General features: G+C 69.0%; 24 protein-coding genes and 1 pseudogene. 10 read left to right on the top strand and 15 right to left on the bottom strand.

Features of this window, described 5'->3' with window-relative positions:
• The first annotated feature begins 247 nt into the window (after nt 1-247).
• Together ACWMMN_RS26535 and ACWMMN_RS26540 are read left to right on the top strand one after the other, a co-directional pair.
• Entirely contained in the window at nt 248-1,345 is a 1,098-nt protein-coding gene (locus ACWMMN_RS26535; RefSeq protein ID WP_486423343.1) for a glycosyltransferase family 2 protein, read from the top strand.
• Nucleotides 1,346-1,351: 6 nt separating this feature from the next.
• Nucleotides 1,352-2,599: a glycosyltransferase family 87 protein gene (locus ACWMMN_RS26540; RefSeq protein ID WP_174994766.1), complete on the top strand. Its 1,248-nt coding sequence runs from the start codon at nt 1,352-1,354 to the stop codon at nt 2,597-2,599.
• A 7-nt stretch (nt 2,600-2,606) separates the two neighbouring features.
• Here ACWMMN_RS26540 and ACWMMN_RS26545 read toward each other — a convergent pair.
• A pseudogene (locus tag ACWMMN_RS26545) lies at nt 2,607-2,986 on the bottom strand (phage protein NinX family protein).
• Between the two features lie 118 nt (nt 2,987-3,104).
• Here ACWMMN_RS26545 and ACWMMN_RS26550 point away from each other — a divergent pair.
• Together ACWMMN_RS26550 and ACWMMN_RS26555 are read left to right on the top strand one after the other, a co-directional pair.
• Nucleotides 3,105-4,184 (top strand): glycosyltransferase family 2 protein, encoded by a 1,080-nt coding sequence (locus tag ACWMMN_RS26550; RefSeq protein WP_486423344.1) that lies wholly within the window; start codon nt 3,105-3,107, stop codon nt 4,182-4,184.
• A 15-nt stretch (nt 4,185-4,199) separates the two neighbouring features.
• Nucleotides 4,200-5,462: a glycosyltransferase family 87 protein gene (locus ACWMMN_RS26555; protein ID WP_256086564.1), complete on the top strand. Its 1,263-nt coding sequence runs from the start codon at nt 4,200-4,202 to the stop codon at nt 5,460-5,462.
• Here ACWMMN_RS26555 and ACWMMN_RS26560 read toward each other — a convergent pair.
• The 13 genes from ACWMMN_RS26560 to ACWMMN_RS26620 all read right to left on the bottom strand — a co-directional run bounded on the left by ACWMMN_RS26560 (nt 5,426) and on the right by ACWMMN_RS26620 (nt 16,601).
• Entirely contained in the window at nt 5,426-6,466 is a 1,041-nt protein-coding gene (locus ACWMMN_RS26560; RefSeq protein ID WP_486423345.1) for a TadG family pilus assembly protein, read from the bottom strand. The two genes, ACWMMN_RS26555 and ACWMMN_RS26560, sit on opposite strands and share 37 nt — an antisense overlap.
• Nucleotides 6,459-6,887, bottom strand: a complete 429-nt coding sequence (locus ACWMMN_RS26565) for a TadE/TadG family type IV pilus assembly protein (RefSeq protein ID WP_059237172.1) — start codon at nt 6,885-6,887, stop codon at nt 6,459-6,461. The genes ACWMMN_RS26560 and ACWMMN_RS26565 overlap by 8 nt, the downstream gene beginning before the upstream one ends.
• A complete protein-coding gene (locus ACWMMN_RS26570; protein ID WP_174992688.1) occupies nt 6,884-7,759 on the bottom strand; it encodes a tetratricopeptide repeat protein in 876 nt (291 codons plus the stop codon). The genes ACWMMN_RS26565 and ACWMMN_RS26570 overlap by 4 nt, the downstream gene beginning before the upstream one ends.
• Nucleotides 7,756-8,700, bottom strand: coding sequence for a type II secretion system F family protein (locus ACWMMN_RS26575; RefSeq protein ID WP_059237174.1), 945 nt, complete (start codon nt 8,698-8,700; stop codon nt 7,756-7,758). The genes ACWMMN_RS26570 and ACWMMN_RS26575 overlap by 4 nt, the downstream gene beginning before the upstream one ends.
• A complete protein-coding gene (locus ACWMMN_RS26580) occupies nt 8,697-9,674 on the bottom strand; it encodes a type II secretion system F family protein (protein WP_486423346.1) in 978 nt (325 codons plus the stop codon). The genes ACWMMN_RS26575 and ACWMMN_RS26580 overlap by 4 nt, the downstream gene beginning before the upstream one ends.
• The gene (locus ACWMMN_RS26585) at nt 9,671-11,095 is read right to left on the bottom strand and encodes a TadA family conjugal transfer-associated ATPase (protein ID WP_486423347.1); all 1,425 of its coding nucleotides are present in this window, start codon (nt 11,093-11,095) and stop codon (nt 9,671-9,673) included. The genes ACWMMN_RS26580 and ACWMMN_RS26585 overlap by 4 nt, the downstream gene beginning before the upstream one ends.
• The gene (locus ACWMMN_RS26590) at nt 11,092-12,315 is read right to left on the bottom strand and encodes a CpaE/TadZ family protein (protein WP_059237176.1); all 1,224 of its coding nucleotides are present in this window, start codon (nt 12,313-12,315) and stop codon (nt 11,092-11,094) included. The genes ACWMMN_RS26585 and ACWMMN_RS26590 overlap by 4 nt, the downstream gene beginning before the upstream one ends.
• A gap of 20 nt (nt 12,316-12,335) precedes the next feature.
• Complete coding sequence (locus tag ACWMMN_RS26595; protein WP_059237177.1) at nt 12,336-12,716, bottom strand: CpaD family pilus assembly lipoprotein; 381 nt, start codon at nt 12,714-12,716, stop codon at nt 12,336-12,338.
• A gap of 15 nt (nt 12,717-12,731) precedes the next feature.
• Entirely contained in the window at nt 12,732-14,114 is a 1,383-nt protein-coding gene (locus tag ACWMMN_RS26600; protein WP_174992693.1) for a type II and III secretion system protein family protein, read from the bottom strand.
• Nucleotides 14,115-14,168: 54 nt separating this feature from the next.
• A complete protein-coding gene (cpaB, locus tag ACWMMN_RS26605; protein ID WP_486423348.1) occupies nt 14,169-15,188 on the bottom strand; it encodes a Flp pilus assembly protein CpaB in 1,020 nt (339 codons plus the stop codon).
• 19 nt (nt 15,189-15,207) lie between these two features.
• Entirely contained in the window at nt 15,208-15,681 is a 474-nt protein-coding gene (locus ACWMMN_RS26610) for an A24 family peptidase (RefSeq protein WP_059237180.1), read from the bottom strand.
• A gap of 88 nt (nt 15,682-15,769) precedes the next feature.
• A complete protein-coding gene (locus tag ACWMMN_RS26615) occupies nt 15,770-15,952 on the bottom strand; it encodes a Flp family type IVb pilin (protein WP_041493341.1) in 183 nt (60 codons plus the stop codon).
• 313 nt (nt 15,953-16,265) lie between these two features.
• Nucleotides 16,266-16,601 (bottom strand): hypothetical protein, encoded by a 336-nt coding sequence (locus ACWMMN_RS26620; protein WP_155627206.1) that lies wholly within the window; start codon nt 16,599-16,601, stop codon nt 16,266-16,268.
• 216 nt (nt 16,602-16,817) lie between these two features.
• Between ACWMMN_RS26620 and ACWMMN_RS26625 the strand changes: the two genes are divergently transcribed.
• The 6 genes from ACWMMN_RS26625 to ACWMMN_RS26650 all read left to right on the top strand — a co-directional run bounded on the left by ACWMMN_RS26625 (nt 16,818) and on the right by ACWMMN_RS26650 (nt 22,679).
• Nucleotides 16,818-17,885: an ABC transporter substrate-binding protein gene (locus ACWMMN_RS26625; RefSeq protein WP_340625135.1), complete on the top strand. Its 1,068-nt coding sequence runs from the start codon at nt 16,818-16,820 to the stop codon at nt 17,883-17,885.
• Nucleotides 17,886-17,900: 15 nt separating this feature from the next.
• Nucleotides 17,901-18,743: an ABC transporter permease gene (locus ACWMMN_RS26630; protein ID WP_340625136.1), complete on the top strand. Its 843-nt coding sequence runs from the start codon at nt 17,901-17,903 to the stop codon at nt 18,741-18,743.
• Nucleotides 18,744-18,778: 35 nt separating this feature from the next.
• Nucleotides 18,779-19,594 (top strand): ABC transporter permease, encoded by an 816-nt coding sequence (locus ACWMMN_RS26635; protein ID WP_486423349.1) that lies wholly within the window; start codon nt 18,779-18,781, stop codon nt 19,592-19,594.
• Between the two features lie 40 nt (nt 19,595-19,634).
• Nucleotides 19,635-20,480, top strand: coding sequence for an ABC transporter ATP-binding protein (locus ACWMMN_RS26640; RefSeq protein WP_174992698.1), 846 nt, complete (start codon nt 19,635-19,637; stop codon nt 20,478-20,480).
• Nucleotides 20,481-20,627: 147 nt separating this feature from the next.
• Nucleotides 20,628-21,581 carry a TauD/TfdA dioxygenase family protein gene (locus tag ACWMMN_RS26645; protein ID WP_486423350.1) on the top strand — a complete coding sequence of 318 codons (954 nt, stop codon included), beginning with the start codon at nt 20,628-20,630 and terminating at the stop codon, nt 21,579-21,581.
• Nucleotides 21,582-21,731: 150 nt separating this feature from the next.
• Entirely contained in the window at nt 21,732-22,679 is a 948-nt protein-coding gene (locus ACWMMN_RS26650; protein ID WP_486423351.1) for a TauD/TfdA dioxygenase family protein, read from the top strand.
• A gap of 45 nt (nt 22,680-22,724) precedes the next feature.
• Here ACWMMN_RS26650 and ACWMMN_RS26655 read toward each other — a convergent pair whose 3' ends face one another.
• A complete protein-coding gene (locus ACWMMN_RS26655; RefSeq protein ID WP_486423352.1) occupies nt 22,725-24,386 on the bottom strand; it encodes an ABC transporter substrate-binding protein in 1,662 nt (553 codons plus the stop codon).
• Nucleotides 24,387-24,403: the final 17 nt, after the last annotated feature.

Raw genomic sequence — 24,403 nt, forward strand, 5'->3', positions numbered from 1 at the left:
ACGGCGCTGCAGCGCCCCGCCGGCGGCCGGCCGCATCGCTGAAACCCCTCCCCCCGCACAAACCCGCGCACCCTGTCACCTGCGCGTCATTCGTGCGTAGAATGATCTGACGGCTGCCCGCCCGGCCCGCGGCCAGCCAGCCAGACCATCACAAACACAAACGCGCGCCGATCCGGACCCGTTTCCACAAGTTCGGCGACAACAGGACCAGACAATGCGGCGCAGACCGGATCTCACAGGGGGACGTATGTCCAGGCACACCCTGAAGCCGTTGGTATCGCTCGTCGTGCCTTTTCACGACGAGGCGGAAGCGATCGATGCATTCTTCGCGACCACCCTTCCCATCCTCGAATCGGTCGGCACCGCGCGCTTCGAAATCGTTTGCGTGAACGACGGCAGCCGCGACGGCACGCTGGACAGGCTGATCGACATCGCCGCCGGCGATCCGCGCGTGCGCATCGTCGATCTCACCCGGCGCTTCGGCAAGGAGGCCGCGCTCACGGCCGGCATCGACGAAGCCGCCGGCGCGGCCGTGATCCTGATCGACGCCGACCTGCAGGATCCGCCGGCACTGATCCCCGCGATGCTCCAACGCTGGCACGCCGGCGCCGAGGTCGTCGCCGCGAAGCGCACCGACCGCATGTGCGATCCGCTGATGCAGCGCGTGGCCGCCGCACTCTATTACCGCGTACACAACCACCTTTCCGAAGTCGAAATGCCCGAGAACGTCGGCGATTTCCGGCTGATGGACCGCCAGGTCGTCGACGCGCTGCGCGCGCTGCCCGAGCGGCGGCGCTTCATGAAAGGCCTGTTCGCGTGGGTCGGCTTCCGCACCGAGATCATCGAATACACGCGCGCGGCACGCAGCGGCGGCCGCTCGAAATTCTCCGGGTGGCGACGCTGGAACTTCGCACTCGAAGGCATCACGAGCTTCAGCACCGTGCCGCTACGCGTGTGGACCTACATCGGCCTCGTGTTCGCCGCGCTCTCGTTCGTCTACGGCGCATACATCGTCATGCGCACGCTGCTGTTCGGCAATCCCGTGCACGGCTACGCGTCGCTCATCTCCGCGATGCTGTTCGTCGGCGGCATCCAGCTGATCGGCATCGGCGTCATCGGCGAATACCTCGGCCGCATCTATCACGAATCGAAGCAGCGCCCGGTCTATCTCGTGCGGCGCCGTTATCGCGCCGATGCCCATGCGGGCCAGCAGCCCGCGCGGCATGCCGCCCAGCCGGACGGCTCGAAGCTGCTGCAGTTTCCGGTCCGGCGCGTCGCCGCGTCCCGGCGCCGGCAGGCGGCAACCCTCGCCGTGCAGACGCCGCGCAATCTGTCGGTCAAGTAGCGCCGCATGGATATTTCCGGTTCGTCGATGCAAGGCGACGCGCGCCCCGTCCGCGTCTGGCTCACCCCCGGACGCATCGCGCTTTACAGCGTGGTCATGCTGGCGGTCGGCGTGCTGTTCGCGTCGATCCTGGTCTGGATCGGCGCTCGCTCGACCGATCCGGGCACGTTCCGCCCCGGCTCGGGATACATGGTGTTCTGGTCCGCGTCCCATCTGATGCTCCACGGCTCGCCCTGGCAGGCCTACGACGTCCCCACGTTTTCGCGCGTGCTCGCCGGGCTGTTCCCGTCGACCGGACGCTTCGCGTTCCTGCCGTGGCTGTATCCGCCGTCGTATCTGCTGGTGGTGGCGCCGCTCGCGCTGCTGCCCTATGCGATCAGCTATCCGCTGTTCATCGCACTTGGCATCGTGCTGCTCGGCCTGGCGGCCTGGCGCGTGTCGGGGCTCGCCGCCGTGCCCGGCGCGTCACGCATCGGCTGGCTCGCGCTGCTTGCCTGCCCGGGCGTGCTCGTGACCGCGATGTACGGACAGAACGCCATGCTGACCGCCGCATGCGCGGCGTTCGCCGTGTATTGCGTCGACCGGCGGCCGATCCTGGCCGGCTTCTGCATCGGACTCCTGTCGGTCAAGCCGCAGCTGGCGTTGCTGTTTCCGTTCGTGCTGATTGCCGCGCGCGCATGGCGCGCGTTCGCGTGGGCCGCGGCATTCGCGACCGCGTTCACCGTGCTGGGCATCGCGACGGGCGGCATGGAATCGGTCCGGCTGTTCCTGCAGAATGCCGGCGCGCTGCGTTCGCTGATCATCGAGCATGGCGTACCGTTCTGGTTTGCGTCGCCGACGCCGTTCGCGGCGTTCCGGCTCGCCGGCCTGTCGCCCGCACTCGCCTTCGCCGGGCAAGCGGTCATCGCGGCGATCGCGATCGCCGCGGCGTGCTTCGTCTGGCGCCGGAGCCGGGACGCACGGCTGCGTGGCGCGGTGCTGGTCGTCGCGACGCTGGCCGCGAATCCCTATGTATGGCACTACGAACTGTCCTGGCTGTGCATCCCGATCGCATGCATGATCACCATCGGATCGCAGCACGGCTGGCGGCGGGGCGAGCAATGCATCGTCGTCGCCATGTGGGCGCTACCGCTGTACGAGTTTCTGAATCCGTGGATGAAGCTGCCGCAGATCGGGCCCGCCGTCACGGCGATCGCGCTGCTCGTGCTGCTGCAGCGCGCATGCGCGCTCCCGCCATCCCCCGAGCGGCGATAAGCATCGTTCAAATCGTTTCGAGGTCCGGCAGGTCGCCTTCAAACGTCGACGCGACGCGCGTTCGCATCGCGTCGACCGGCAGCATCGGCCCCGACCAGTTGAACGTGCAGCGCTCGCCCGCGGCGGGCACGGCCCGGTGCAGCACGGCACGCCATGGCCCCACCCGCCGTCGCGCTCGAACGCGTCGAACGGCAGCCGCTCGACGATCGGGCCGCCGTTGTGCACGCACGCGTCATCGCCTCCCGTCCTGCGGCAAGCCAACCGGGTCATCCCGGACACGATTGCGCACCGGATCGCGCCCGCGCAGCGCAGCGCGGCGCCGCCGCCGGTCTCGATGTCCAGCCCGTCATCCTGACGCTCGTACGCCCACCGCCGCACCCGCGTCATTTCGTGTTACGAATCTCCGATTCCTGCCTACAATGATCAGAATGCCTATCGTCTGGCCCGCAGCGGACGACAACCGGATTCATACGGTGCAGCGCAGGCCGGATCTCTCGGGGGACGTATGTCCGCGCACGCCAGAAAACCACTGGTATCGCTCGTCGTGCCGTTCCATGACGAGGACGAAGCAATCGGCGCATTCTTTGCGGCCACGCTGCCCATCCTCGAATCGGTCGAGTCGGTCCGTTTCGAGATCGTCTGCATCAACGACGGCAGCCGCGACGGCACGCTGGACAGGCTGATCGACATCGCCGCCGGCGATCCGCGCGTGCGCATCGTCGATCTCACCCGGCGCTTCGGCAAGGAGGCCGCGCTCACGGCCGGCATCGACGAAGCCGCCGGCGCGGCCGTGATCCTGATCGACGCCGACCTGCAGGATCCGCCGGCACTGATCCCCGCGATGCTCGAACGCTGGCACGCCGGCGCCGAGGTCGTCGCCGCGAAGCGCACCGACCGCATGTGCGATCCGCTGATGCAGCGCGTGGCCGCCGCACTCTATTACCGCGTACACAACCACCTTTCCGAAGTCGAAATGCCCGAGAACGTCGGCGATTTCCGGCTGATGGACCGCCAGGTCGTCGACGCGCTGCGCGCACTGCCCGAGCGGCGGCGCTTCATGAAAGGCCTGTTCGCGTGGGTCGGCTTCCGCACCGAGATCATCGAATACACGCGCGCGGCACGCAGCGGCGGCCGCTCGAAATTCTCCGGGTGGCGACGCTGGAACTTCGCGCTCGAAGGCATCACGAGCTTCAGCACCGTGCCGCTGCGCGTGTGGACCTACATCGGCCTCGTGTTCGCCGCGCTCTCGTTCGTCTACGGCGCATACATCGTCATGCGCACGCTGCTGTTCGGCAATCCCGTGCACGGCTACGCGTCGCTCATCTCCGCGATGCTGTTCGTCGGCGGCATCCAGCTGATCGGCATCGGCGTCATCGGCGAATACCTTGGCCGCATCTATCACGAATCGAAGCAGCGCCCGGTCTATCTCGTGCGGCAGCGCTTCCACGCGCAGCGTGACGCAGCCGCGCATCCGGCGTCGACGCTGCTGCAGTTCCCGCTCAAGCGCCCGCACGCGGCCCGCCGCCGGACGCCACTACCCGCGGCGGTGGCCGGCCACGGCGCGCGGAAAGCCTCCGCCAAGTAACCGCGCATGCGACGCATGGATCTCCCCCGGCAATCGGCGCGATCGGCGGACCCTCCCCTGCGCGCCTGGCTGACACCCCGGCGCGTCGTTGCGTACAGCGCCGTCGCGCTCGCGTGCTACGCGCTACTCCTCGCACTCTGGATATCCGTCATACGTCACGCGCCCGCCACCGCCCTGTCACGTCCGGGCGCCGGCTACGCGGTGTTCTGGACGGCGTCGTACGTGATGCTGCACGGCTCGCCGTGGCAAGCGTACGACTTGCCAACCTTCGCGCGGCTGGCAGCCGAACTGTTCCCGCAGTTCCGCCACGAAAACTTCGTCGCGTGGCTGTACCCGCCCACCAACCTGCTGCTCGTGACGCCGCTGGCGCTGCTGCCCCATGCGATCGGCTATCCGCTGTTCGTCGCGCTCGGTGTCGTCGTATTCGGTTTCGCCGCATTGCGCGTATCGGGCCTCGGCGCGCTCCCCGGCGCGGCACGTGCCGGCGGGATCGCGCTGGTCGCCGCTCCGTGCGTGTTCGTCACCGCGATGTTCGGGCAGAACGCGTTCCTGACCGCGTCGTGCGCGGCGCTGGCCGTCCGCTGGGCGGACCGCCGGCCGATGTGGGCCGGCCTCTGCATCGGCCTGCTGTCGGCCAAGCCGCAGATGGCGCTGCTGTTCCCGTTCGTGCTGGTCGCGACGCGCGCATGGCGCACGATCGCGTGGGCCGCGCTCGCCACCACCGCGTTCGCCGCGTTGAGCGTACTGATCTGCGGTGTCGAGTCGCTACACCTGTTCGTCGCCGGTACGGCGCTCGCGCGGTCGCTCCTCCTCGAGCAAGGCGTCGTGTTCTGGCTCGCGTCGCCTGCGCCATTCGCCGCCTTCCGTCTCGCGGGCCTGCCGCCTGGCATCGCGTATGCCGCGCAGGCGTGCGTCGCGGCGCTGGCGATCGCCGTCGCCTGCGTCGTATGGACGCGCTCGCGCGACGTCCGCCTGCGCGCGGCGGTGCTGGCGGTCGCGACCCTCGCGGCGAACCCGTACGTGTGGCACTACGAGCTCGCCTGGCTCGGCATCGCGATCGCGTGCATGCTGGCGGCCGGCTGGCAGGACGGCTGGCGGCGCGGCGAGCAGACCGCGATCGCGCTCATGTGGCTGCTGCCGGCCGTCGAATACCTGAACCCGTGGCTGCAATGGCCGCAGGTCGGCCCGGCCGTCACGCTGTTCACGCTGCTCGTGCTGCTGCGCCGCGCCGGCCCGGGCGCTCAAAACGCGAGGCGCGGCGGCACGTATACGCCGTAGTACGGCCCCACGCCGGTCGCGACGCCCGTCATCTTCACGCCGGCGACGAAATGGCCCTGGATGTACTTGGACGAGCCGCCGAGCGACACGTCGATATGGAACGGCGCGAATGCGACGATCGGCACGGTGGTGCTGGTCGCGGTCTGCGTGACGACCGGCACCACCACCGTCGTGCCGACCGGCACCGACGCGTAGAGCGCCGTCTTCGAGCCGGTCGCGAGATTGATGCTGTCGCCGATGTTGAGCGTCGTCGGATTGCCGGTCGCCATCAGCCCCGCAATCGTCGACGTGTCGGTCGCGGTCGACTGGAACGACGTCCACTGCCCGCCCATGCACAGCAGGCCATAGATCTGACCGTTCGTGATCGAGAATTCAAACGGCTGGCCCGTCAGCGGATTGATCAGCGGCTGATTGGTCGCCGCGTTCCAGTACAGGTTGTACACGCACTGGTCGATCGCGACCGGAAACAGCCCGCCTGCCCCGATCCCGCCCGGCGCCGCCAGCACCGCCACCGCGGTCGCGCTGTCGGATGCGCCGGGAATCCCCAGCAGCCCGGCGAGCAGCAGCGGAATCGAGCCGCCGTTCACGCCGGGCGCGCGCGACACGGTGACCTGCACCGCCGGCACGTCGTACGTGCCGGGCGTGATGGTCGTCGGCTGCATCGACGCGGGGCTGCGCGTGACGTTCCAGTATCCGGTGGTCACCGTGCCGGTCGACAGCGCCGCACCGGCCGCCGAGTTCAGCGCGATCACACCGTTCGCCGCCGGCGCGGCCTGCGACCAGTTCACCGCACCGCCGCTCGGCGACATCATCGCATCGGCCCCGGCGAGCGCGGCCGCATCGGCCGCGTTCTGCAGCTGGTTGTTCACCGTGACCACCCACGCGATATCGATCGCCAGCGCGCCGAACGACAGCAGCGGAATCAGGAACAGCAGGAAGAACAGCGCGACCGAACCGCGCTGCCGCACGGGGTCGACCGGTTGCGTGGCGGTCACGTCATTCATAGAGCATCACCGACGTCGCCGAGACCGTCACAGGGCCGGTCAGCGCGCTGAACGCGGACCCCAGCACGAGCCCCGAGTACGTGTAGGTCACGGTCACCGTCAGCGCGGTGCCCGACGTCGTGCCGTTCGCCTGCGTCACGGTCACCGCCGGTGTCGTCGCCGTGCCGCCGGTGATCAGGCTGTTCTGCATGGCGGTCTGTGCGATGCCGGCGATCTGCGTCGTGGTCAGCATCGGCACCCGCAACATGACGCCGGCGCGCGCCGCCTCGCGGCTCGCGTTCGTGATGACGGCCTTGTCGCACAGGATCAGGCTCGTGTCGATGATGCCGATCAGCACCATCAGCAGGAACGGCAGCATCAGCACGAACTCGAGGGACACGACGCCGCGCGCGCGGCGCGCGCCCGTCGCCCCGCGTGTCATTTTGCAGCCCCCGCACCCGGCGGTGCGACGCCCGGTTCCAGCGCCGCGCCGGACAGTGGCGGCGGGCTGCCGGCCCCTCCGGCAACCCCTGCGCCCCCGCGCGACGCAAGCCGCGCGCGCACCGCCTGGTAAAAGCGCAGGTTGTCGGCCACCGCCGATGGGGGCAAATCCGCGGACAGCAGCTTCTTCGCCGAATCGGTGTTGCCGAGCACGCCGTACGCGAACGCGAGGTTCTGGCGCGCCTGCCACGGCGCGGACGGCAGCCCGGCGACGTCGAGCAGCACGTTCACGCCCTCGCGCGGCCGGTTGCTCAGCACGAGCGACAGCCCAAGGTCGACGCGCAACCCCTGCGCGTCCGGATGCGCACGCAGTGCCTCGCGATACACGGCCTGCGCATCCGCATGACGCCCCTGCAGATCGAGTACGGTACCGAGCCCTTCCGCCGCGAGCGGATGATCCGGCTGCGCGGCCAGCAGGTCGCGATAGCGCTGCGCGGCTTCGTCGAGACGGCGCTGCCGCAACGCGACGCGCGCGAGCCCGAGCCGCGGGCCGAGCTCCGCGGGCGCCTGTCGCTGCGCTTCGTCGTAGAGGATCCGCGCGCGCTCCAGATCGCCCGCGCGGTAGTTGACGTCGCCGAGCCCGAGGCGCGCCGCGAGCGAATCGGGATGCTTCGCAAGCACCTTCTCGTACAGCGTCGACGCGAGATCGACGTTGCCGCCCGCGAGCGCGCTGTCCGCGATGCGCAGCTCGGCCTGCGGGTCGTCGCTCCGGTGCGACAGCACCGGCCGCGTCTGGATGCCCGGCGTGCCGCAGCCGGCCAGTACCGGCAGTACGGCCGCGAGCGCGAACGCGCGTACGACGGATCGTGTCATCTGAATACCTCGAGCAGGCGAATCGCCGCCGGGCCCGCCGCGATCAGGCAAACCGTCGGCAGGATGAACAGCATCATCGGCAGCGTGATCTTCGGCGCCAGCTTCGCGGCCCGCTCCTCGAGCGCGACGATCTGCTCGGTGCGCTCGGTGCGCGACAGCGTGCGCAGCGCCTGCGTGATCGGCGTGCCGAACCGCTGCGATTGCGTCAGCGTGGTCGCGAGCGAGCGCGCCGACGTGAAATCGACGCGCGTCGCGAAATGCGCGAGCGTCGCGGATACGTCGCCACTCAGCGTCAGCTCGTCCGCGCATACGGTCAGCTCGTCGGCGAGCGGCGGGCAGATGCGCGACAGCTCGTGCGCGACGCGCCGGATGCCCGACGCGAGGCTGTTGCCGGCCATCGTGCAGATCACCAGCAGGTCGAGCGCGTCCGGAAAGCACGCGGCGATGGTCCGCCGTCGCCGCCGGATCATCGCGCCGAGCACGTATTCAGGCACGATCACGCCGATCACGAACGCGGCGATCATCGCCAGCGCACGGATCACGAAGTATTCGCCGAAGCGCGGAATGAGCGGGCTGAACACGATCGCGCCGCACGCGAACAGCACGCCGCAGCTCAGCTTGATCCCGATCATCGACGACACCGCACGGCGCTCGCGAAAGCCCGCGCGCGTCAGCTGCAGGCCGAGCTTGACGCGCTGCATCGGGTCGAGCACCGGCAGCCGTTCGCCCAGTTGCGCGAGCCGGCGCGTCAGGTCAAGGCGGACCCCGCCCGGCTGCAGCCACCCCGCCACCGGTGCAGGCGGGTGCTGCCCGGCAGCCTGCCGCACGCGCGCGGCGATCCGCTGGCGGGTACCGCCGCCGGGCGTGGCGAGCGCCACCGCGACACAGGCGAGCAGCAACAGCAACTCGAGGCCGCGGGCGGCCAGTATCGACATCGTCATCGCGCGGTATCCAGTCTCGAGATCTTGCGGATCACCAGCAGGCCGACCGTCAGCAACCCGGCCGCGATCGTCAGCATCGTGTGCCCCGCGTGCGTCCTGAACAGCAGCATCACGTAGTCGCGGTTCACCAGGAACAGCGCGCCGATCATCACGAACGGCACCGCCGAAATGATGTTCGTCGTGATGCGCCCTTCGGCGGTCAGCGCACGGGTCTTCAGGCGGATGTCGCGGCGCGTGCGGATGATGCTCGACAGCTCGTCGAGCGTTTCGCCGAGACTGCCGCCGGTTTCGCGCTGCAGCAGCAAGTAGACGGTGAAGAACGAGAAGTCGGCGATCATCAGCCGGTCCGCCGCCTGTGTCAGCACGTCCTTGAGATCCGCGCCGACGCGCAGGCTGTCGCCCATCGACCGGAACGTCGCGCGCACCGGTTCGGCCGCACTGTCTCCGACCATGCTGATCGCCTGCGTGACCGGAATGCCCGCGCGCACTGCCCGCACGATCACGTCGATCGCGTCCGGGAACGCTTCGAGAAAGCGGATCCGGAAGCGCTCCACCAGCGTACGGTAGCTGGCGCGCATCGCGACCAGCGGCAATCCGGCGTAGATCAGCGGACGCAGGAAGCCCGGCGGCCCGATCAGCTTCACCGCGACGATCGCCGCGATCGCGCCGGCGATCGTGCTCGTGACGACGATCTTCACGCCGCCCTTGCCGCCTACCGCGCGCACGCGCGTCACGCGGCGCTGCAGCCAGGCGCGCAGGCGGCCTTGACGGCGCTCGAGGTTGAACAGCGCGACGCCGGGCGCGGCGGACCCGTGCCCGGCGCGCCCGGCGAGCAACGGCGACAGCCGGCGCATCCGCGCGCGAATGCGCTGGGCCGGCGTGTGGCTCGCGCGGTCGAACAGCGACGACAGCACGAGCCCGATCGCGAGGATCATCACGAACGCGCCGGCCGCGAACAGGTCGGCGGCCCTCATTGCCGGAATACCTCGGCGAGCGCATCCTCGACACCGTAATACGCGGCACGCGCCGCGAATCCCGGCCGCAACGGCGACGCCTCGAACACGCCCTTCACCGCATCGCGCGTCGTGTCGCCTTCCTGACGGAACGCGAACAGGTCCTGCGTGATGACGACCTCGCCTTCCATCCCGACGATCTCGGTGATCCGCGTCACGCGCCGCACGCCATCGCGCATCCGCTCGATCTGCACGAACAGGTGCACGGCGCTCGCGATCTGGCGCCGGATCGACAGCAGCTGCAGGTTCGCGTTCGCCATCATGACCATGCTCTCGAGCCGGCTGATCGCATCGCGCGGCGAATTCGCGTGAATCGTCGTCATCGAGCCGTCGTGACCCGTGTTCATCGCCTGCAGCACGTCGAACGCCTCGGGGCCGCGAATCTCGCCGAGGATGATACGGTCGGGCCGCATGCGCAGCGCGTTGCGCACGAGATCGCGCTGCGAGATCCCGCCGAGCCCCTCGGTATTCTCCGGCCGCGTCTCGAGGCTGACGACGTGCGGCTGCAGCAGTTGCAGCTCGGCCGCATCCTCGATCGTCACGATCCGTTCGTGCTGCTCGATGTGCTGCGACAGCCCATTGAGCAGCGTCGTCTTGCCCGAGCCGGTGCCGCCCGAGATCACGATGTTCAGCCGGCACGCGCACGCGACCTTCAGCACCTGCAACATCGGATGCGATATGTTGCCCTGCTGCGCCATCCGCGCGAGCGTGATGTCGCGCTTCGCGAACTTGCGGATCGAGATCGACGGGCCGCGCATCGCGACCGGCGGCAGCACGACGTTCACGCGGCTGCCGTCGGCGAGTCGCGCGTCGACCATCGGGCTGCTCTCGTCGACGCGCCGTCCCACCGCCGCCGCGATCCGCTGCGCGACGCTCGCCACGTGCGCGTCGTCGCGAAACTTCAGCGCCGTGAGTTCGAGCCGGCCCGCTCGCTCGACATAAACCTGGTCGGGCCCGTTGACGAGGATGTCGGTGACCGTATCGTCGGCGAGCAGCGGCTCGATCGGCCCGACGCCGAACATGTCGTTCAGGATCGCATCGACGATCAGCACCTGCTCGCCGGCCGTGATCTTCAGGCGCTCGCGCTCGACCGTGTGCGCGGCCACCTGCTCGATGCCCGCCCGCACCTCGTCGCGCGTCTTCATCAGCGCCGCCGACATGTTCATCGACGCGAACACCGCACTGCGGATCGCATCGAACTTGCTCGACCGGATCAGCGCCTCGTGGGTATCCGCTGCCACCGGCGCGCGGGCCGGCGCCGACGCGGGCACCGGCACAGGCGCTGGCACGTCCACCGGGGCCGGCACGGGCTCGCGCGCCACGGCGGGCGTGGCGGCCGGCTCGCGGTCCGCCGGCGGCCGGCTGCGGGTACCGAACGTCACGATCCCTTCCTCCACCTGGCGAACCGTGCATACCACGGCTCGGCGACGACCATCGGCTCGCCGGTGATGCCGTTCGCGAGCTGCCGGATCTGGTCGACGAAGCCATACCGCTTCGCACCTTCGATCGGCTCGCCGAGGTTCTCGGCGACGGCGAGCGTCTGCGGCTCGTGCGGCAGTTCGTGCAGCTTCGCGCCGCCGAACGCCTCTTCGAAATCGACCGGCTCGACGCGGCCCGCGACCGGCGCGAGCGGATTGTTCAGTACCATCGACAGCAGCCGCTCGCCGGGCAGCTCCCGCACGAAACGCACGAGCCGCGCGGCCTCGTATGCGGCGTGCACCGAGCGGTCGACCACGACATGGACGAGATCGGACGCGACGAGCGCGTCCTCGAGCAGCTTGCCGGCGCTGCTTCCCACGTCAAACAGCACGTAGTGGAAACGGTCCTTCAGCATGTCGACCAGGCGCGCGACGGCCTCGTCGCCCAACGGCGCGTCGGCGCCGTACGCCAGTTCGGCGGACAGGACGTGCAACCGGTCGCCCTTCGTCACGAACATGCGCTCGAACAACGCGTCGTCGGGGCGCTGCCCCATGTTCAGCAATTCGATCAGCCCGTTGTTGCTGGACAGCCCGAACATCGAATTCGCGCCGCCGCCATGCAGGTTCAGGTCGACGTAGGCCACGCGTCGGCGCTTCTCGCCCGCCAGGAAGCGCGCGAGGCTCACCGTGATCGTGGTCGCGCCGACGCCGCCGCGGGCGCCGACGAAGCTGACGACCTTGCCGGTGCGCGCCTGGACGACCGATTCCGTCGCCGTCAGCGCGCGCCGCATCAACTCAACGGTCAGCGGCTTGACGATGTAGTCCTGCACGCCGATGCCGAGCAGGTTGCGAAACAGCCCGACGTCGTTCTGCGTACCGATCGCGATGACCCGCACCGACGGGTCGCACACGTCGGCGAGACGCATCAGGTCCGACACCGGCAGCACCGAATCCGACACGTCGATGATGAGTTGGCGCGGCGAACGCTCGTACTGCTGCAGCAGCCGGATCGCATCGTCGCAGGTGCCCAGCTGCAGCTGAGTGCGCGTGATCGACAGCTCCTGCGTGACGCGACGTATCACGTCGTGGCTGCCCGAATCGGATACGACCGCGACGAGATCGGCCGCGCCCGCGGACGTGGCGCGCCTGGCGTTCTGACGGTCGAGGAGGTTCATGGGCGGCATCGTGATGGCATCCGGTCCGGTCAATGGCTGGGCGAGACGGTCGTCTGCGTTTTGCCCGGCGTCGGCACCTTCACGCGATCCTCGACGTAGCGGCGCACCGCGTCGGCCGCGGTCTGCGCGTCCGCGCCGCCGTACGGCACGGGTGCGACGAGATCCTCCGGCCGCGCGAGCATCGCCGCGAGGTTCGCGTAGGTCGCGCAGCCGAACGGCACGCCGGGCCGCGCGTACCCCGCGTCGACGAGATGCGATGGCTGCATCAGCTTCGCGCAGTCGGGCGGCACCGCGTGCGTGCCGTCGAAGCCGATCGCACGCGCATCGGGCAGGTTGACCGGCGGCGGCGCCGACAGGCAGCCCGCAAGCACCAGCGGTAGCAGTGCGGCAACGGTCGATCGGGTTCGCATGCGCGCTCCTCCTGTTCAGTACACGAAGCCCGCGGCGCCGACGAGGCGTGGCGTGTCGCCCGACAGCAGGTCGAGCCCCAGGTTGCGCTGCACCGCGAACTCCAGGTCGCTGCTCGGCCGCGCGACGGTGTCGATCGCCTGCTCGAGCTGGCCGGGCCCGGCCGGCTGCACGATGTACGGCGTGACGATGACGACCACTTCGGTCTTGTTGTCCTGGAAGTTCTTCGACGAAAACAGGCGGCCGATGATCGGCAGCCGGCCGAGCCCCGGAATCTGCGATACGGTGTCGGCCGTCTGGCTCTGCAGCAACCCGCCGATCGCGAAGCTCTGCCCGCTCGACAGCTCGACCGTCGTCTCGACGCGCCGTACCGTGAGCCCCGGCACCTTGACGCCGCCGGTCGTCACGCTGTTGCTCGCATCGATCTCGCTCACTTCCGGCCGCACCTTCAGGCTGATCCGGTTGTCGGCGAGCACGGTCGGCGTGAAATCGAGCGACACGCCGAACGGCTTGAACTCGACCGTGATCGCACCGGTCGACGAACCGGCCTGCGCAACCGGAATCGGAATCTCGCCGCCCGCGAGGAAGCTCGCGGTTTCGCCGGACATCGCGGTCAGGTTCGGTTCGGCGAGCATCGTGATCAGGCCCTCCTGGTCGAGTGCGTCGAGCACCACGTCGATCGACCAGCGCCCCGCGCGAAATCCGCCGAGCACCGAGAACGCGCCCGCCGGCGACAGGTTGAACAGGCTCGTCGTCGGATCGAACAGCGTGCGTCCGTTGAACAGCCCGCCGACGAAGTTGCCGGCGCTGCCGAGCGAGCTCCAGTTGATGCCGAGCTGCTGCGTGATGTTGCGGCTCACCTCGGTCACCCGAACGCGCAGGTTCACCTGGATCGGGCGCGACAGCGTGAGCCGGTTGACGATCTTTTCCTTGTCGTGCAGGTACGGCGTGAGCGACTGCATCACGGCGTCCGCGTCGGCCGCGCCCGGCACCTTGCCCGACACCATCAGCGAGCCCGGTGCGCCGGACACCGCCAGCTTCAGCTGCGGAAAGCGGCTGTCGAGCACGCCCTGCAGCGACGCCGTGTCGACCTGCACGATCACCGTCTTGCGCAGGATCGGGCGATGGTTCGCGCCGAGCGCGATCAGCGTCGTCGTGCCCGCCTTCTTGCCGAACACGAACACGGTGCGCGGTGACGGAACCTGGATGTCCGCGATGGCCGGATCGGCGACGAACATCGCGGCCGCGGGCTCGGGCAGCGACAGCAGCTCCCCTTTGCCGGTCGCGATCGACAGCGCCTCGCCCGCGGCCGGCGCCCGCGCGACCTGCGCGGACGCGCCCCCGGACGCCAGGACGCAGGCCAGGCCCAGGAAAGCGATCGAACGAACCATGCGCACCATGCGTGTTCCCGTCAAATGCCGGCCGCCGGGCGGGCGGCCCGAATCGTCAAGCCGTCATTGCACCGCCGCTGCCGGCGGCGTTGCGGCGGCCTCCGCCGCAACGTTGGCGCCGCCTGGTGTCGCGGGCATCGCCGGCCAGGACGGCAGCCCGGACGGCAGCGGCGGCAGGCCCGGCGTGCCGGCCCCGCCGCCACGCGCTCCGTCGTCGACCGACGAGCCGCGATAGATCACGACCGCGTTGCTTCGCCACGCCGGCCGCGCGCCCGTATCCGGCCCGGTGGACGGCTCGCGTGCAGCCTCGCGGGCCGCGCGCGACACGTCACCTGCCCACACGGGCTGCGTATCGGGCTCCTGCTCGGCGCCGCCTGCCGGTTGCCGCCGGTCGCTCGTCGCGAAACTGCGCAGCGCGAGCGACAGCGAGCCGAGGCGAGTCGCCACCAGCACGACCTGCGCGGTGCGCGGCGCGACCTCAAGCGTGACCGTGCGTGCGCGCGCCGTCGCGTCCGGCGCGCTCGCGGGCGGCTTCGCACGCTGGAATTCGGAACCGACCGCGAGCACGCGCGCGCGCCGCACCACCGTCTCCGCTTCGAACGTGCCGGGCGACGTCGCCGAGCCGCCGATCTGCTGCGTCAGCAATACGTCGACGAAGTCGCCCGGCTGGATCAGCCCCGCGTTGCCAGATACGTCGTCGACCGGCACCGAGATCGCGCGCATGCCGGGTTGCAGCGCGGCCGCGAGAAAATCCGGCGCGCCGGCCGGAATCACGTTCTCGACGCGAATCGGTGTGCCCGCGCCAACATGGTTGCGCAGCAGCGCGCCTTTCAGGTCCGCGCCCGGCTGCGACTCGACGAACGCGCCAGCGGGCACCTGCGCGCGCGGCATGCGCTTCCATGCCAGATCGTTGTCGCGCAGCAGCAACCCTTCCGGCAGATCGGCGGCGGCGACCCGCACGCGCGCCTGATCCGTTTCCGCGGGCACCGACGGCGTCGACGCGGCGACGTACAGTTCGCGCAGAATGAACGCACCGATGCCGGCGGCAACGACGAGCACGGCCATTCTCAACGGTTTGGGCATGGCGGCGTGCGTCCCCCGGCTAGGTAAGCGAAACCGTATGTGGAAACGACGCCCAGACGGCCAGCGTGCCGCCGAGCGCGAGCGCAACGCCGTACGGCACGCCGCGCGCGGCGAGCGCGCGGACCGGCGCGTCGCGGCGCGGCCGCGACGCCAGCAACGCGAGGCCGCACAGGAGACCGCCCGCGCCGACACTCGTCAGCACCGGAAACACCAGTGCCGGGCCCGCCCACAGGAATACCGCCGCCGCCAGCTTGACGTCGCCTCCGCCGATCCAGCCCGCGTGGCGCATGCCGCCGAACAGCAGCAGCACCGCCGCGCCGGTCGCGACATGCCCGGCCAGTGGCGCGAACCCGTCACGCGCGAGCGCCGCCGCGACGAAATAGAGCGCCGCGAACGCCAGCACCGCGCGATTGGACAGGCGCCGGTCGCGCAGATCCTGCGCGGCGAGCGAGGCCAGCAAGACTGTGGCCACCGACTGCACGAGCGTGAGCATGGGAGAGCCGTCCGTCGATACGCCCCGGCCGGATACGTTCTACCGCTGCGGATCCCGGTGTTCGTCGGCGGCGCGCGGGTTCAGGGGATCAGATCAGGCTCGTCACCTTGTTGATCAGCGTTGTGAACACGCTCGGCAAGCCGCCGCTGGTGCTGCTGAGGATCACGCCGACCGCCGCCAGCGCGACCACGACGATACCGGCCAGCACGGCATATTCGAGCGAGCTGACGCCGCGCTCGTCACGCAGCAGGGACTTGACGTATTGCAGCATGGCAACCTCCGTGTAACGGGTCGGTGACCGACCGTTGAACGAAAAGACGCGCTGTTGCTCCGGCGGTTGCGCAGGACCTTCGCCCATTGCGATCCATGCGCGCAACCCTGGCACGAGGTCGCGCGCATCCCCCCGGAATCCTCCCGATCACTGCAAGCGCGACGTGCAACGACGACGTCGATCGTTGCGTGCCTGCGCCCTTGGCGCGGTCTGTTCCACACGAAGCAACCGCGCCGATTCGTCTAGGGTATAGACAATTTTTCAGGCGAATTCAAATAATTTGGCGTCGGAATGCATTTATGGATTTCCCCCTTCAACGGTGAAAGCCGTGCCGCTCATTTACCGTCATTTTTTCTCGCGGCACTTCGAATGATTCGCGCACCGAAACAGGCAAGGCGTCTGTTGAGGCGCATGATTTACCGATCGGCAACCGAACCGTTTCCATTCGCTTTATCGGCATGCGGAACCGATCCAGATACACCTGTCTCACCGCGACGGTCCTGCCAATCCGGCAAAAACGACGTGCTCGCATCACGTCTTCCCGATTACCCTTCCCCGTCTTTCCGCCCCGATTAGGCAAGCGATTTCCACGCTGATTCACGCTCGCCGGCATCGCGATTTTCCATTCGGCAATTGCCGGATTCAGCATCCTGCTTCAATCGATATGATTGGAATCCTGAATTGATTTCCAATGCATGTGAGTGCGGCGCTCGTCCGCACATGACGGAACGCCATGCACGGCCGTCCGCAAAGCGCCGATAAGCATAGTTCAAATCGTTGCTTGTCCGCCCCCGGCACGTCATCGAGAATGACCCGACGGGCTCAGGCCCGGCCTCGTCCCCCAACGTCCCGGATCCAACGATTCATGCTTCCACTGCGCCTGCTGCGATCGCTGCTGATCGCGTCCCTCGTTGCGTTGCCGGCCGCTGCCGCGCACGCCGGTCAACCCGCCACCATCCGCATCGGCGTCGCCCAGCAAGGCGCCGGCGATCCGCCGACCTTCGGCGGATCGAGCGCCGCCACCGTGCAGTTGCAGCAACTGGTCGAAAAGGAATTCGCCGCCGACGGCATCAAGGTGCAGTGGCTGTTCTTCAAGGGCGCAGGGCCCGCCGTCAACGAGGCGATCGCCAACAAGGCGCTCGACTTCGCGTACCAGGGCGACCTGCCGGCCGTGCTCGCCCGCTCGAACGGGATCAGGACGCGCCTGCTGCTCGCCGCGAGCGTGCGCTCGGGCGTCAAGATCGCGGTGCCGCCCGATTCGACGATCCGTTCGATCAACGAGCTGAAAGATCGCCGCGTATCGATTTTCCGCGGCACCAACCTGCAGCTCGTCGCCGATAACGCGCTCGCGAAGAACGGCCTCGGCGAACGCGACCTGCGCGTGATCAATCTCGACTCCGCCAGCTCGCTCGCCGCGCTCGCGTCGAAAGGCATCGACGCATCGGTGGGCGACTATCAGCTGTACAAGCTGCGCGATGCAGGGCTCGCGAAGATCATCTACGAATCGCAGAACGACGGCCCGCAACTGACGCGCCAGACTCACCTGCTCGTGCTCGACGATTTCGAGCGCGCGCACCCGGACATCGTGCAGCGCGTCGTCACCGCGTTCGTGAAGGGCGCGCAATGGTCGTCCGACGAGGCGAACCGCGATGCGCTGTTCAAGCTGTGGGCGAAGAGCGGCGTGCCGTATGCGTCGTGGCAAGCCGACTACGCGAACCAGCGCCTGAAGGACCGCCTGTCCCCGCTGATCGACCCGTTCCTCGTCGCGCGCTACAAGGCCGTCGCACAGGATGCGCTGAACCTGAAGCTGATCCGTCAGCCGGTCGACGTCGATGGCTGGTTCCAGCCGAAGTATCTCGACAATGCGTTGCGCACGCTGAAGCTCGACCACTACTGGCAGCGATACGACGCAGCCGGCAAGCCCCTCTCCTGATCCGGACCCGCCCCGATGAGCGACACCGCGTTTCCCGTCCCGTCGTCCGAGCCGCACGCGCTCGCCGCGCAGCCGCGCCGCGCGGCAGGCGTGCGGCGGCTCGCGTGGCAACTCGCGCCGTGGGCGCTGCCCGCGCTGCTGTTCGCACTGTGGACCGTCGGCAGCGCACATGGCTGGATCGCGCCGCAAATCCTCCCGCCGCCCGAGCGCGTGGTCGAATCGCTGAACGATCTCGCGACGAGCGGCGACCTCGCACGCCACACGCTGATCAGCCTGCAGCGCGTGCTCGTCGGCTTCGCGGCCGGCTCGCTGCTCGGCTTTTCGATCGGCGTCGCACTCGGCCTGTCGCGCACGCTCGAAGCCTACCTGCTGCCGAGCTTCAATGCGCTCGTGCAGATTCCGGTGCTCGGCTGGCTGCCGTTCCTGCTGCTGCTCGTCGGCGTCGGCGAACCGCTCAAGTACCTGCTGATCGCGCATGCGGCACTCGTCCCCGTCACGCTCAGCACGTTGCAAGGGTTTCGCCAGACGCCGCCCGCCCTCGACGAAGTCGCGCGCGTGTTCGGCTACACGCGCCGGCAACGCATCGTCCACGTCGTACTGCCGGCCGCGATTCCGACGCTCGCGACCGGTGTACGGCTCGCCTTCACGAAGTCGTGGCTCGCGCTGGTCGTGGTCGAGCTCGTCGCCTCGTCCGAAGGGCTCGGCTACCTGATCGTGTACGGGCGGCAGCTGTTCCAGCTCGATCTCGTGATGGCGGCCGTGGTCGTGGTCGGCGCGGTCGGCCTGCTGATCAACCGGGCGCTCGACGCGCTCGAAGCGCGCCTGCGCCGCGGCGTGCCTTCCGCGTTTCGCGGCTGAACCGGCCTGCCCGCCCAATCGAAGGAGACTCACCCGTGCCACATTCCGCCACGCGGGACGAAACGCCGGACACTACGGCCGCCCGCCGCCTGCATGCGCCCGACTGGCGCGGCTTCGTGCTGCCGCTCGTCGCGTTCGCGCTCTGGTGGGCCGCCGCTTCCGCACACCTCGTGAAAAGCGGGCTGCTCGTCGGCCCCGCCGACGTGCTGCACACCGCCTGGGCGCAGGCCACGAGCGGCGCGCTCGGCCGCGCGCTATCCGCGTCGCTCGCACGCGAAGCGTGCGGCTTCGCGATCGGCGCGACGGGCGGGTTGCTGCTCGGCGCCGCGCTCGGGCTGTCGCGCGTCGCCGCGCGGACGGTCGGCCCGAGCTTCGACACGTTCAAGCAGATCTCGCTGTTCGCGTGGATTCCGCTGATTTCCGTATGGTTCGGCCTCGGCGACGCCGCCAAGGTCGTGTTCCTGTCGCTCGCCGCGCTGCTGCCCGTCGCCGCGCACACCTGCGACGGCATTCACGCGGTGCCCCGCGCGTACGTCGACGTGGCCCGCGCGCTGCGCTACTCGCGGCTCCAGCTCGTCCGCTACGTGATCCTGCCGGCCGCGTTGCCGTCGATCTTCACCGGGCTGTATCTCGGCCTGATCTATTCGTGGCTCGCGACGCTCGGCGCCGAATACCTGCTCGTCGCGGGCAGCGGGATCGGCAACACGTTGATCGACGGCAGCGAGCAGTTCCGGATGGATCTCGTGCTGTTCGGGATCATCGTCGTCGGCGTGACAGGCTGGGCACTGAATGCGATCGCGCGGGCGATCGAGCGCACGGTGCTGGCCCGGCGCGGCGACCTGTCGCGCTGATCGCCCTTTCCTTTCCTGCCGCTCCTCTCTTCGCACCGCCATGACGACCCTCGCCTCCGATTCGCTCGACATCCTCCATGTGAGCAAGCACTACGCACAACGCGGCGCAGCGCTCGCCGTGCTCGACGACGTATCGCTGCACGTGCGCGCCGGCGAATTCGTCACGATCGTCGGCGCCAGCGGCTGCGGCAAGTCGACGCTGCTGCGGCTGGTCGCCGGGCTAGACACCGACTACACGGGCGAAATCCGCGCCGGCGACGAGCGCGTGCGCGACACATCGCTGCAACGCGGCATCGTATTCCAGGATCATCGGCTGTTCCCGTGGCTGACCGTCGAGCAGAACATCGGCGCCGCGCTGCGCAACGCGCCGCTGGATGCCGCCGCGAAACGGCGCGCGATCGCGGATCACATCGCGCTCGTCGGGCTGAACGGCTTCGAGCACGCCTTTCCGAACCAGTTGTCGGGCGGGATGGCGCAACGCGTCGCCATCGCGCGCGGCCTCGTGAACCGCCCGCGCGTGCTGCTGCTCGACGAACCGTTCGGCGCGCTCGACGCGCAGACGCGTACTCGGATGCAGAACGAACTGCTGCGCATCTGGGAACAGGAGCGCATCACGATGATGCTCGTCACGCACGATGTCGACGAAGCCGTCTATCTCGGCGACCGCGTCGTCACGATGGCGCCGCGCCCGGGCCGCATCGAGCGTATCGTCGACGTCGCGCTGCCGCGGCCGCGCCGGCGCGATTCGCCTGAATTCGCGCGATTGCGCAACACGGTGCTCGCCGATTTCGACGACAGCGAACCGCCGCGCGACGACGGCACGGGCGGCAAGCGCATCGACACGCCGCGCCCGCACCGGATCGGAGAATGGCGGCTCGCCTGGTAGGCGCGCGATGGGCCGCGTCGTTCAGCACCACGACACATATCGTTCATCGCAGCGCGCACGCTAAGGTTGTGAAGATTCATCGGTTCCGGTTCCGCACGGTCCCTGCTTGAATGGAGATTCGACCGACCCGACTCCAGGAGACTCCCGATGTCCGAAGTCCAGCACGCCGCTCACCCGTCTTCGCATGCTTCGCACGCCGCGCCGCGTGCGGCCGCCGTCCCGCTTCAGCTTCGCCAGGTCGCCGGCCGGATCGGCGCCGAGATCGCCGGCGTGCGTCTGTCGGCCGCGCTCGACGACGCGACGTTCGACGCGATCCAGGCCGCACTGCTGCGCCACAAGGTGCTGTTCTTCCGTGGCCAGCAGCATCTCGACGACACCGCGCAGGAAGCCTTCGCACGCCGCTTCGGCAAGACGGTCGCGCACCCGACCGTGCCGTCCGTCGACGGCAGCACGCACCTGCTCGAACTCGATTCCGCGCACGGCGCCCGCGCCAATTCGTGGCACACCGACGTGACCTTCGTCGATGCGTACCCGAAGATCTCGATCCTGCGCGCGGTCGTGATTCCGCCGTTCGGCGGCGATACCGTCTGGGCCAACACGGCCGCCGCGTACACGCACCTTCCCGACCCGCTGCGTGCGCTCGCCGACACGCTGTGGGCGCTGCACACCAACGCATACGACTACGCGTCGACGCACGTGCATGCCGACGACACGCAACTGAAGCGCTATCGCGAAGTGTTCACGTCGACCGTCTACGAAACCGAGCACCCGGTCGTGCGCGTGCATCCTGAAACCGGCGAGCGCACGCTCGTGCTCGGACACTTCGTGCAGCGGCTCAAGGGGTTGTCGTCGCAGGATTCCGCACACCTGCTGCAGGTGTTCCACGAGCATGTGACGCGCCTCGAGAACACCGTGCGCTGGAACTGGCAGGAAGGCGACGTCGCGATCTGGGACAACCGCGCGACGCAGCACTACGCGATCAACGACTACGGCGATGTGCGCCGCGTCGTGCGCCGCGCGACCGTGCACGGCGACGTGCCGGTCGGCATCGACGGCCGCCAGAGCGTCGTGCTGAAGGGCCCGGGCGCGACGCTGCAGTAACGCCCACCGATCGCGGCGGCGCCCGTTGCCGCGCGCCGCCGCGCGATTCCCTGCAGGACACCCGACCATGAACCTTCCGCCCCCGGCCCAACGCTTGCACGCGCAACGATGTCGGCCATCCATCCCGCCCACTTCCGCCAGGAGCGTCGCATGAGCGCCCTACTCGAACCCGCCGCCCAGCCGGTCGACGTGATCCCGCTGTCCGCCCATATCGGCGCGGAAATCCGCGGTGTCGACCTCACGCAACCGTTGACCACGCCGCAGATCGCGGCGATCCGCGCCGCGCTGCTGACATGGCGTGTCATCTTCTTCCGCGAGCAATTCCTCACGCACGAGCAGCATGTCGCGTTCTCCGCGCAGTTCGGCGAACCGACGGTCGGCCACCCGGTGTTCGGGCACGTCGACGGTCACCCTGCCGTCTATTCGATCGCGAAACATCGCAAGGCGACGCGCTTCGAAGGCGAACCGGTGCGCCGGCCGTGGACGGGCTGGCACACCGACGTGACGGCAGCCGTCAATCCGCCGTGGGCGTCGATCCTGCGCGGCGTAACGATCCCGCCCTACGGCGGCGACACGCACTGGACCAACCTCGTGCGCGCCTACGAAACGCTGTCCGCGCCGCTGCGCGGCTTCGTCGACGGCTTGCGCGGCATTCACCGCTTCACGCCGCCGGCCGGTGCGCGCGCCACCGGCGCGTTCGACGAGGCCGTCGAACGCCGCCCGCTCGTGACCGAGCATCCGCTCGTGCGCGTGCATCCGGAGACCGGCGAACGTGCGCTGTATGTGAGCCCGAGCTTCCTGAAGTCGATCGTCGGGCTCGCGCCGCGCGAAAGCCAGGCGTTGCTCGAACTGCTGTGGGAACACGTGACGCGGCCGGAATTCACGATCCGCTTCAAGTGGGAACCGCGCAGCATCGCGTTCTGGGACAACCGGGCGACCGCGCATCTCGCGCCCGTCGACATCTTCGATCTCGACTTCGACCGCCAGCTGTACCGCACGACGCTGGCCGGCGACGTGCCGGTCGGCCCCGACGGCCGGCCGTCGGTCGCGCTCGAAGGCTCGCCGGTCGAAACGGCGGCGGCCGTCGCGCTCAACTGATCGCCATCGGCACCGGCGCGCCCGGGCGCGCCGGCCCCTTCTCCGTCAATCGAGCCACACGCCGTCGAACCGGTGTCCGCCGAGCGGCGAGAACGTCAGCCCGTGAACCCGCTTGGAGATCGGCAGCGACACGATCGACGTCGCGATCGGCGTGAACGGTACCTGGTCCTTGAACACCACCTGCGCCTGCTCGTACAGCGACGTGCGTTTCGCGACATCCGCGTTCGAGCGCGCCGCGCCGACGAGTCGTTCGAAATCCTGATTGCACCACTTCGCGAGGTTGCTGCCGTGCACCGCGTCGCAGCCGAGCAGCGTGCCGAGCCAGTTGTCGGGGTCGCCGTTGTCGCCCGACCAGCCGTACAGGATCGCGTCGTGCTGGCCGTCGTGCTTCGCGCGGCGGTTGTATTCGCCCCATTCGTAGCTGACGATCTTCGCGCGCACGCCGATCTTCGCCCAGTCCTGCTGGATCAGTTGCGCCATCAGCTGCGCATTCGGGTTGTACGGGCGCTGAACCGGCATCGCCCACAGCGTCAGGTCGAAACCGTTCGGGAAGCCGGCCTGCGCGAGCAGCGCCTTCGCGGCGGCCGGGTCGCGCGGCGCATCCTTCAGGCGCGGGTTGTACGACCATTGCGCGGGCGGCATCGGGTTCGTCGCGATCTTCGCGTCGCCGTTGAACACGGTCTTCACGATCGCCGCCTTGTCGATCGCGATGTCGAGCGCGCGCCGCACGTCGACGCGATCGAGCGGCGCATGCTGCGTGTTGTACGCAACGAAGCCGACGTTGAACCCCATTCCCGAGAACAGCGACAGTTTCGGGTCGCGCCGCACCGTCTCGAGATCGGCCGGGCGCGGGAACACCGACACCTGGCACTCGCCGGCCACCAGCTTCTGCAGCCGCGCCGCCGGATCGGGCGTGATCGCGAACACGAGGCGTGCGAGCTTCACGTCGTCCGGTTTCCAGTAGTCGGGGTTCGCTTCGTAGCGGATCAACGCATCCTTCTGGTACGTGCGCAACAGGAACGGCCCCGTGCCGACCGGGAACTGGTTGATGTCGGACTCGCGATGGCGCGCGGCAAGCTGCGCCGCATATTCGGCCGACAGCACCGATGCGAACGCCATCGCAAGATTGCGTACGAACACGACGTCGGGCGTCTTCAGCACGAAGCGCACCGTGTAGTCGTCAACCTTCTCGATGCGCTCGACGTTGCGGTCGAAACCGAGATCGCTGAAGTACGGAAAGACGACCGGGTAGGCCTTGCGAAACGGATCGTCGGGATCGAGCATGCGGCGGAACGTGAACACGACGTCGTCGGCCTGGAACGGCCGCGTCGGCTTGAACCATGCGGTCGTCTGGAATTTCACGCCGCGCCGCAGGTGGAACGTGATCGTGCGCTGGTCGGGCGACACGTCCCAGCTCGTCGCCAGCGACGGTTCGAGATCGAGCGTGCCGCGCTTGAACTGCACGAGCCCGTTGTAGATCGTGTACGTGCTCGCGTCGAAATCGGTGCTCGTCGTGTGCTGGCCGGGATCGAAGCCGGCCGGGCTGCCTTCGGTGCAGTACACGAGCGTCTTGCCCGCGGGCGCGGCGAACGCGCGAGTCGCTGCGCCCGCGAGCAGCAACGACGCGGCGATGCAGCGGAGCGCGACCGCGGCATGCGATACGCCGCGCACCCGGCGCGCGGCTGACGAAACGAAAGGATTCTTCATGATGGCAGAGGGAAGGA

It is taken from the genome of Burkholderia cepacia complex sp. TUM26381, assembly GCF_057439935.1.

Bases quoted from the DNA above. Each gene is read 5' to 3' on its own strand.
- ACWMMN_RS26535 (WP_486423343.1), top strand. From the start codon at position 248: ATGTCCAGGCACACCCTGAAGCCGTTGGTATCGCTCGTCGTGCCTTTT.
- ACWMMN_RS26540 (WP_174994766.1), top strand. From the start codon at position 1,352: ATGGATATTTCCGGTTCGTCGATGCAAGGCGACGCGCGCCCCGTCCGC.
- ACWMMN_RS26550 (WP_486423344.1), top strand. From the start codon at position 3,105: ATGTCCGCGCACGCCAGAAAACCACTGGTATCGCTCGTCGTGCCGTTC.
- ACWMMN_RS26555 (WP_256086564.1), top strand. From the start codon at position 4,200: ATGGATCTCCCCCGGCAATCGGCGCGATCGGCGGACCCTCCCCTGCGC.
- ACWMMN_RS26560 (WP_486423345.1), bottom strand. From the start codon at position 6,466: ATGAATGACGTGACCGCCACGCAACCGGTCGACCCCGTGCGGCAGCGC.
- ACWMMN_RS26565 (WP_059237172.1), bottom strand. From the start codon at position 6,887: ATGACACGCGGGGCGACGGGCGCGCGCCGCGCGCGCGGCGTCGTGTCC.
- ACWMMN_RS26570 (WP_174992688.1), bottom strand. From the start codon at position 7,759: ATGACACGATCCGTCGTACGCGCGTTCGCGCTCGCGGCCGTACTGCCG.
- ACWMMN_RS26575 (WP_059237174.1), bottom strand. From the start codon at position 8,700: ATGACGATGTCGATACTGGCCGCCCGCGGCCTCGAGTTGCTGTTGCTG.
- ACWMMN_RS26580 (WP_486423346.1), bottom strand. From the start codon at position 9,674: ATGAGGGCCGCCGACCTGTTCGCGGCCGGCGCGTTCGTGATGATCCTC.
- ACWMMN_RS26590 (WP_059237176.1), bottom strand. From the start codon at position 12,315: ATGCCGCCCATGAACCTCCTCGACCGTCAGAACGCCAGGCGCGCCACG.
- ACWMMN_RS26595 (WP_059237177.1), bottom strand. From the start codon at position 12,716: ATGCGAACCCGATCGACCGTTGCCGCACTGCTACCGCTGGTGCTTGCG.
- ACWMMN_RS26600 (WP_174992693.1), bottom strand. From the start codon at position 14,114: ATGGTGCGCATGGTTCGTTCGATCGCTTTCCTGGGCCTGGCCTGCGTC.
- cpaB (WP_486423348.1), bottom strand. From the start codon at position 15,188: ATGCCCAAACCGTTGAGAATGGCCGTGCTCGTCGTTGCCGCCGGCATC.
- ACWMMN_RS26610 (WP_059237180.1), bottom strand. From the start codon at position 15,681: ATGCTCACGCTCGTGCAGTCGGTGGCCACAGTCTTGCTGGCCTCGCTC.
- ACWMMN_RS26615 (WP_041493341.1), bottom strand. From the start codon at position 15,952: ATGCTGCAATACGTCAAGTCCCTGCTGCGTGACGAGCGCGGCGTCAGC.
- ACWMMN_RS26620 (WP_155627206.1), bottom strand. From the start codon at position 16,601: ATGCTGAATCCGGCAATTGCCGAATGGAAAATCGCGATGCCGGCGAGC.
- ACWMMN_RS26625 (WP_340625135.1), top strand. From the start codon at position 16,818: ATGCTTCCACTGCGCCTGCTGCGATCGCTGCTGATCGCGTCCCTCGTT.
- ACWMMN_RS26630 (WP_340625136.1), top strand. From the start codon at position 17,901: ATGAGCGACACCGCGTTTCCCGTCCCGTCGTCCGAGCCGCACGCGCTC.
- ACWMMN_RS26640 (WP_174992698.1), top strand. From the start codon at position 19,635: ATGACGACCCTCGCCTCCGATTCGCTCGACATCCTCCATGTGAGCAAG.
- ACWMMN_RS26645 (WP_486423350.1), top strand. From the start codon at position 20,628: ATGTCCGAAGTCCAGCACGCCGCTCACCCGTCTTCGCATGCTTCGCAC.
- ACWMMN_RS26650 (WP_486423351.1), top strand. From the start codon at position 21,732: ATGAGCGCCCTACTCGAACCCGCCGCCCAGCCGGTCGACGTGATCCCG.
- ACWMMN_RS26655 (WP_486423352.1), bottom strand. From the start codon at position 24,386: ATGAAGAATCCTTTCGTTTCGTCAGCCGCGCGCCGGGTGCGCGGCGTA.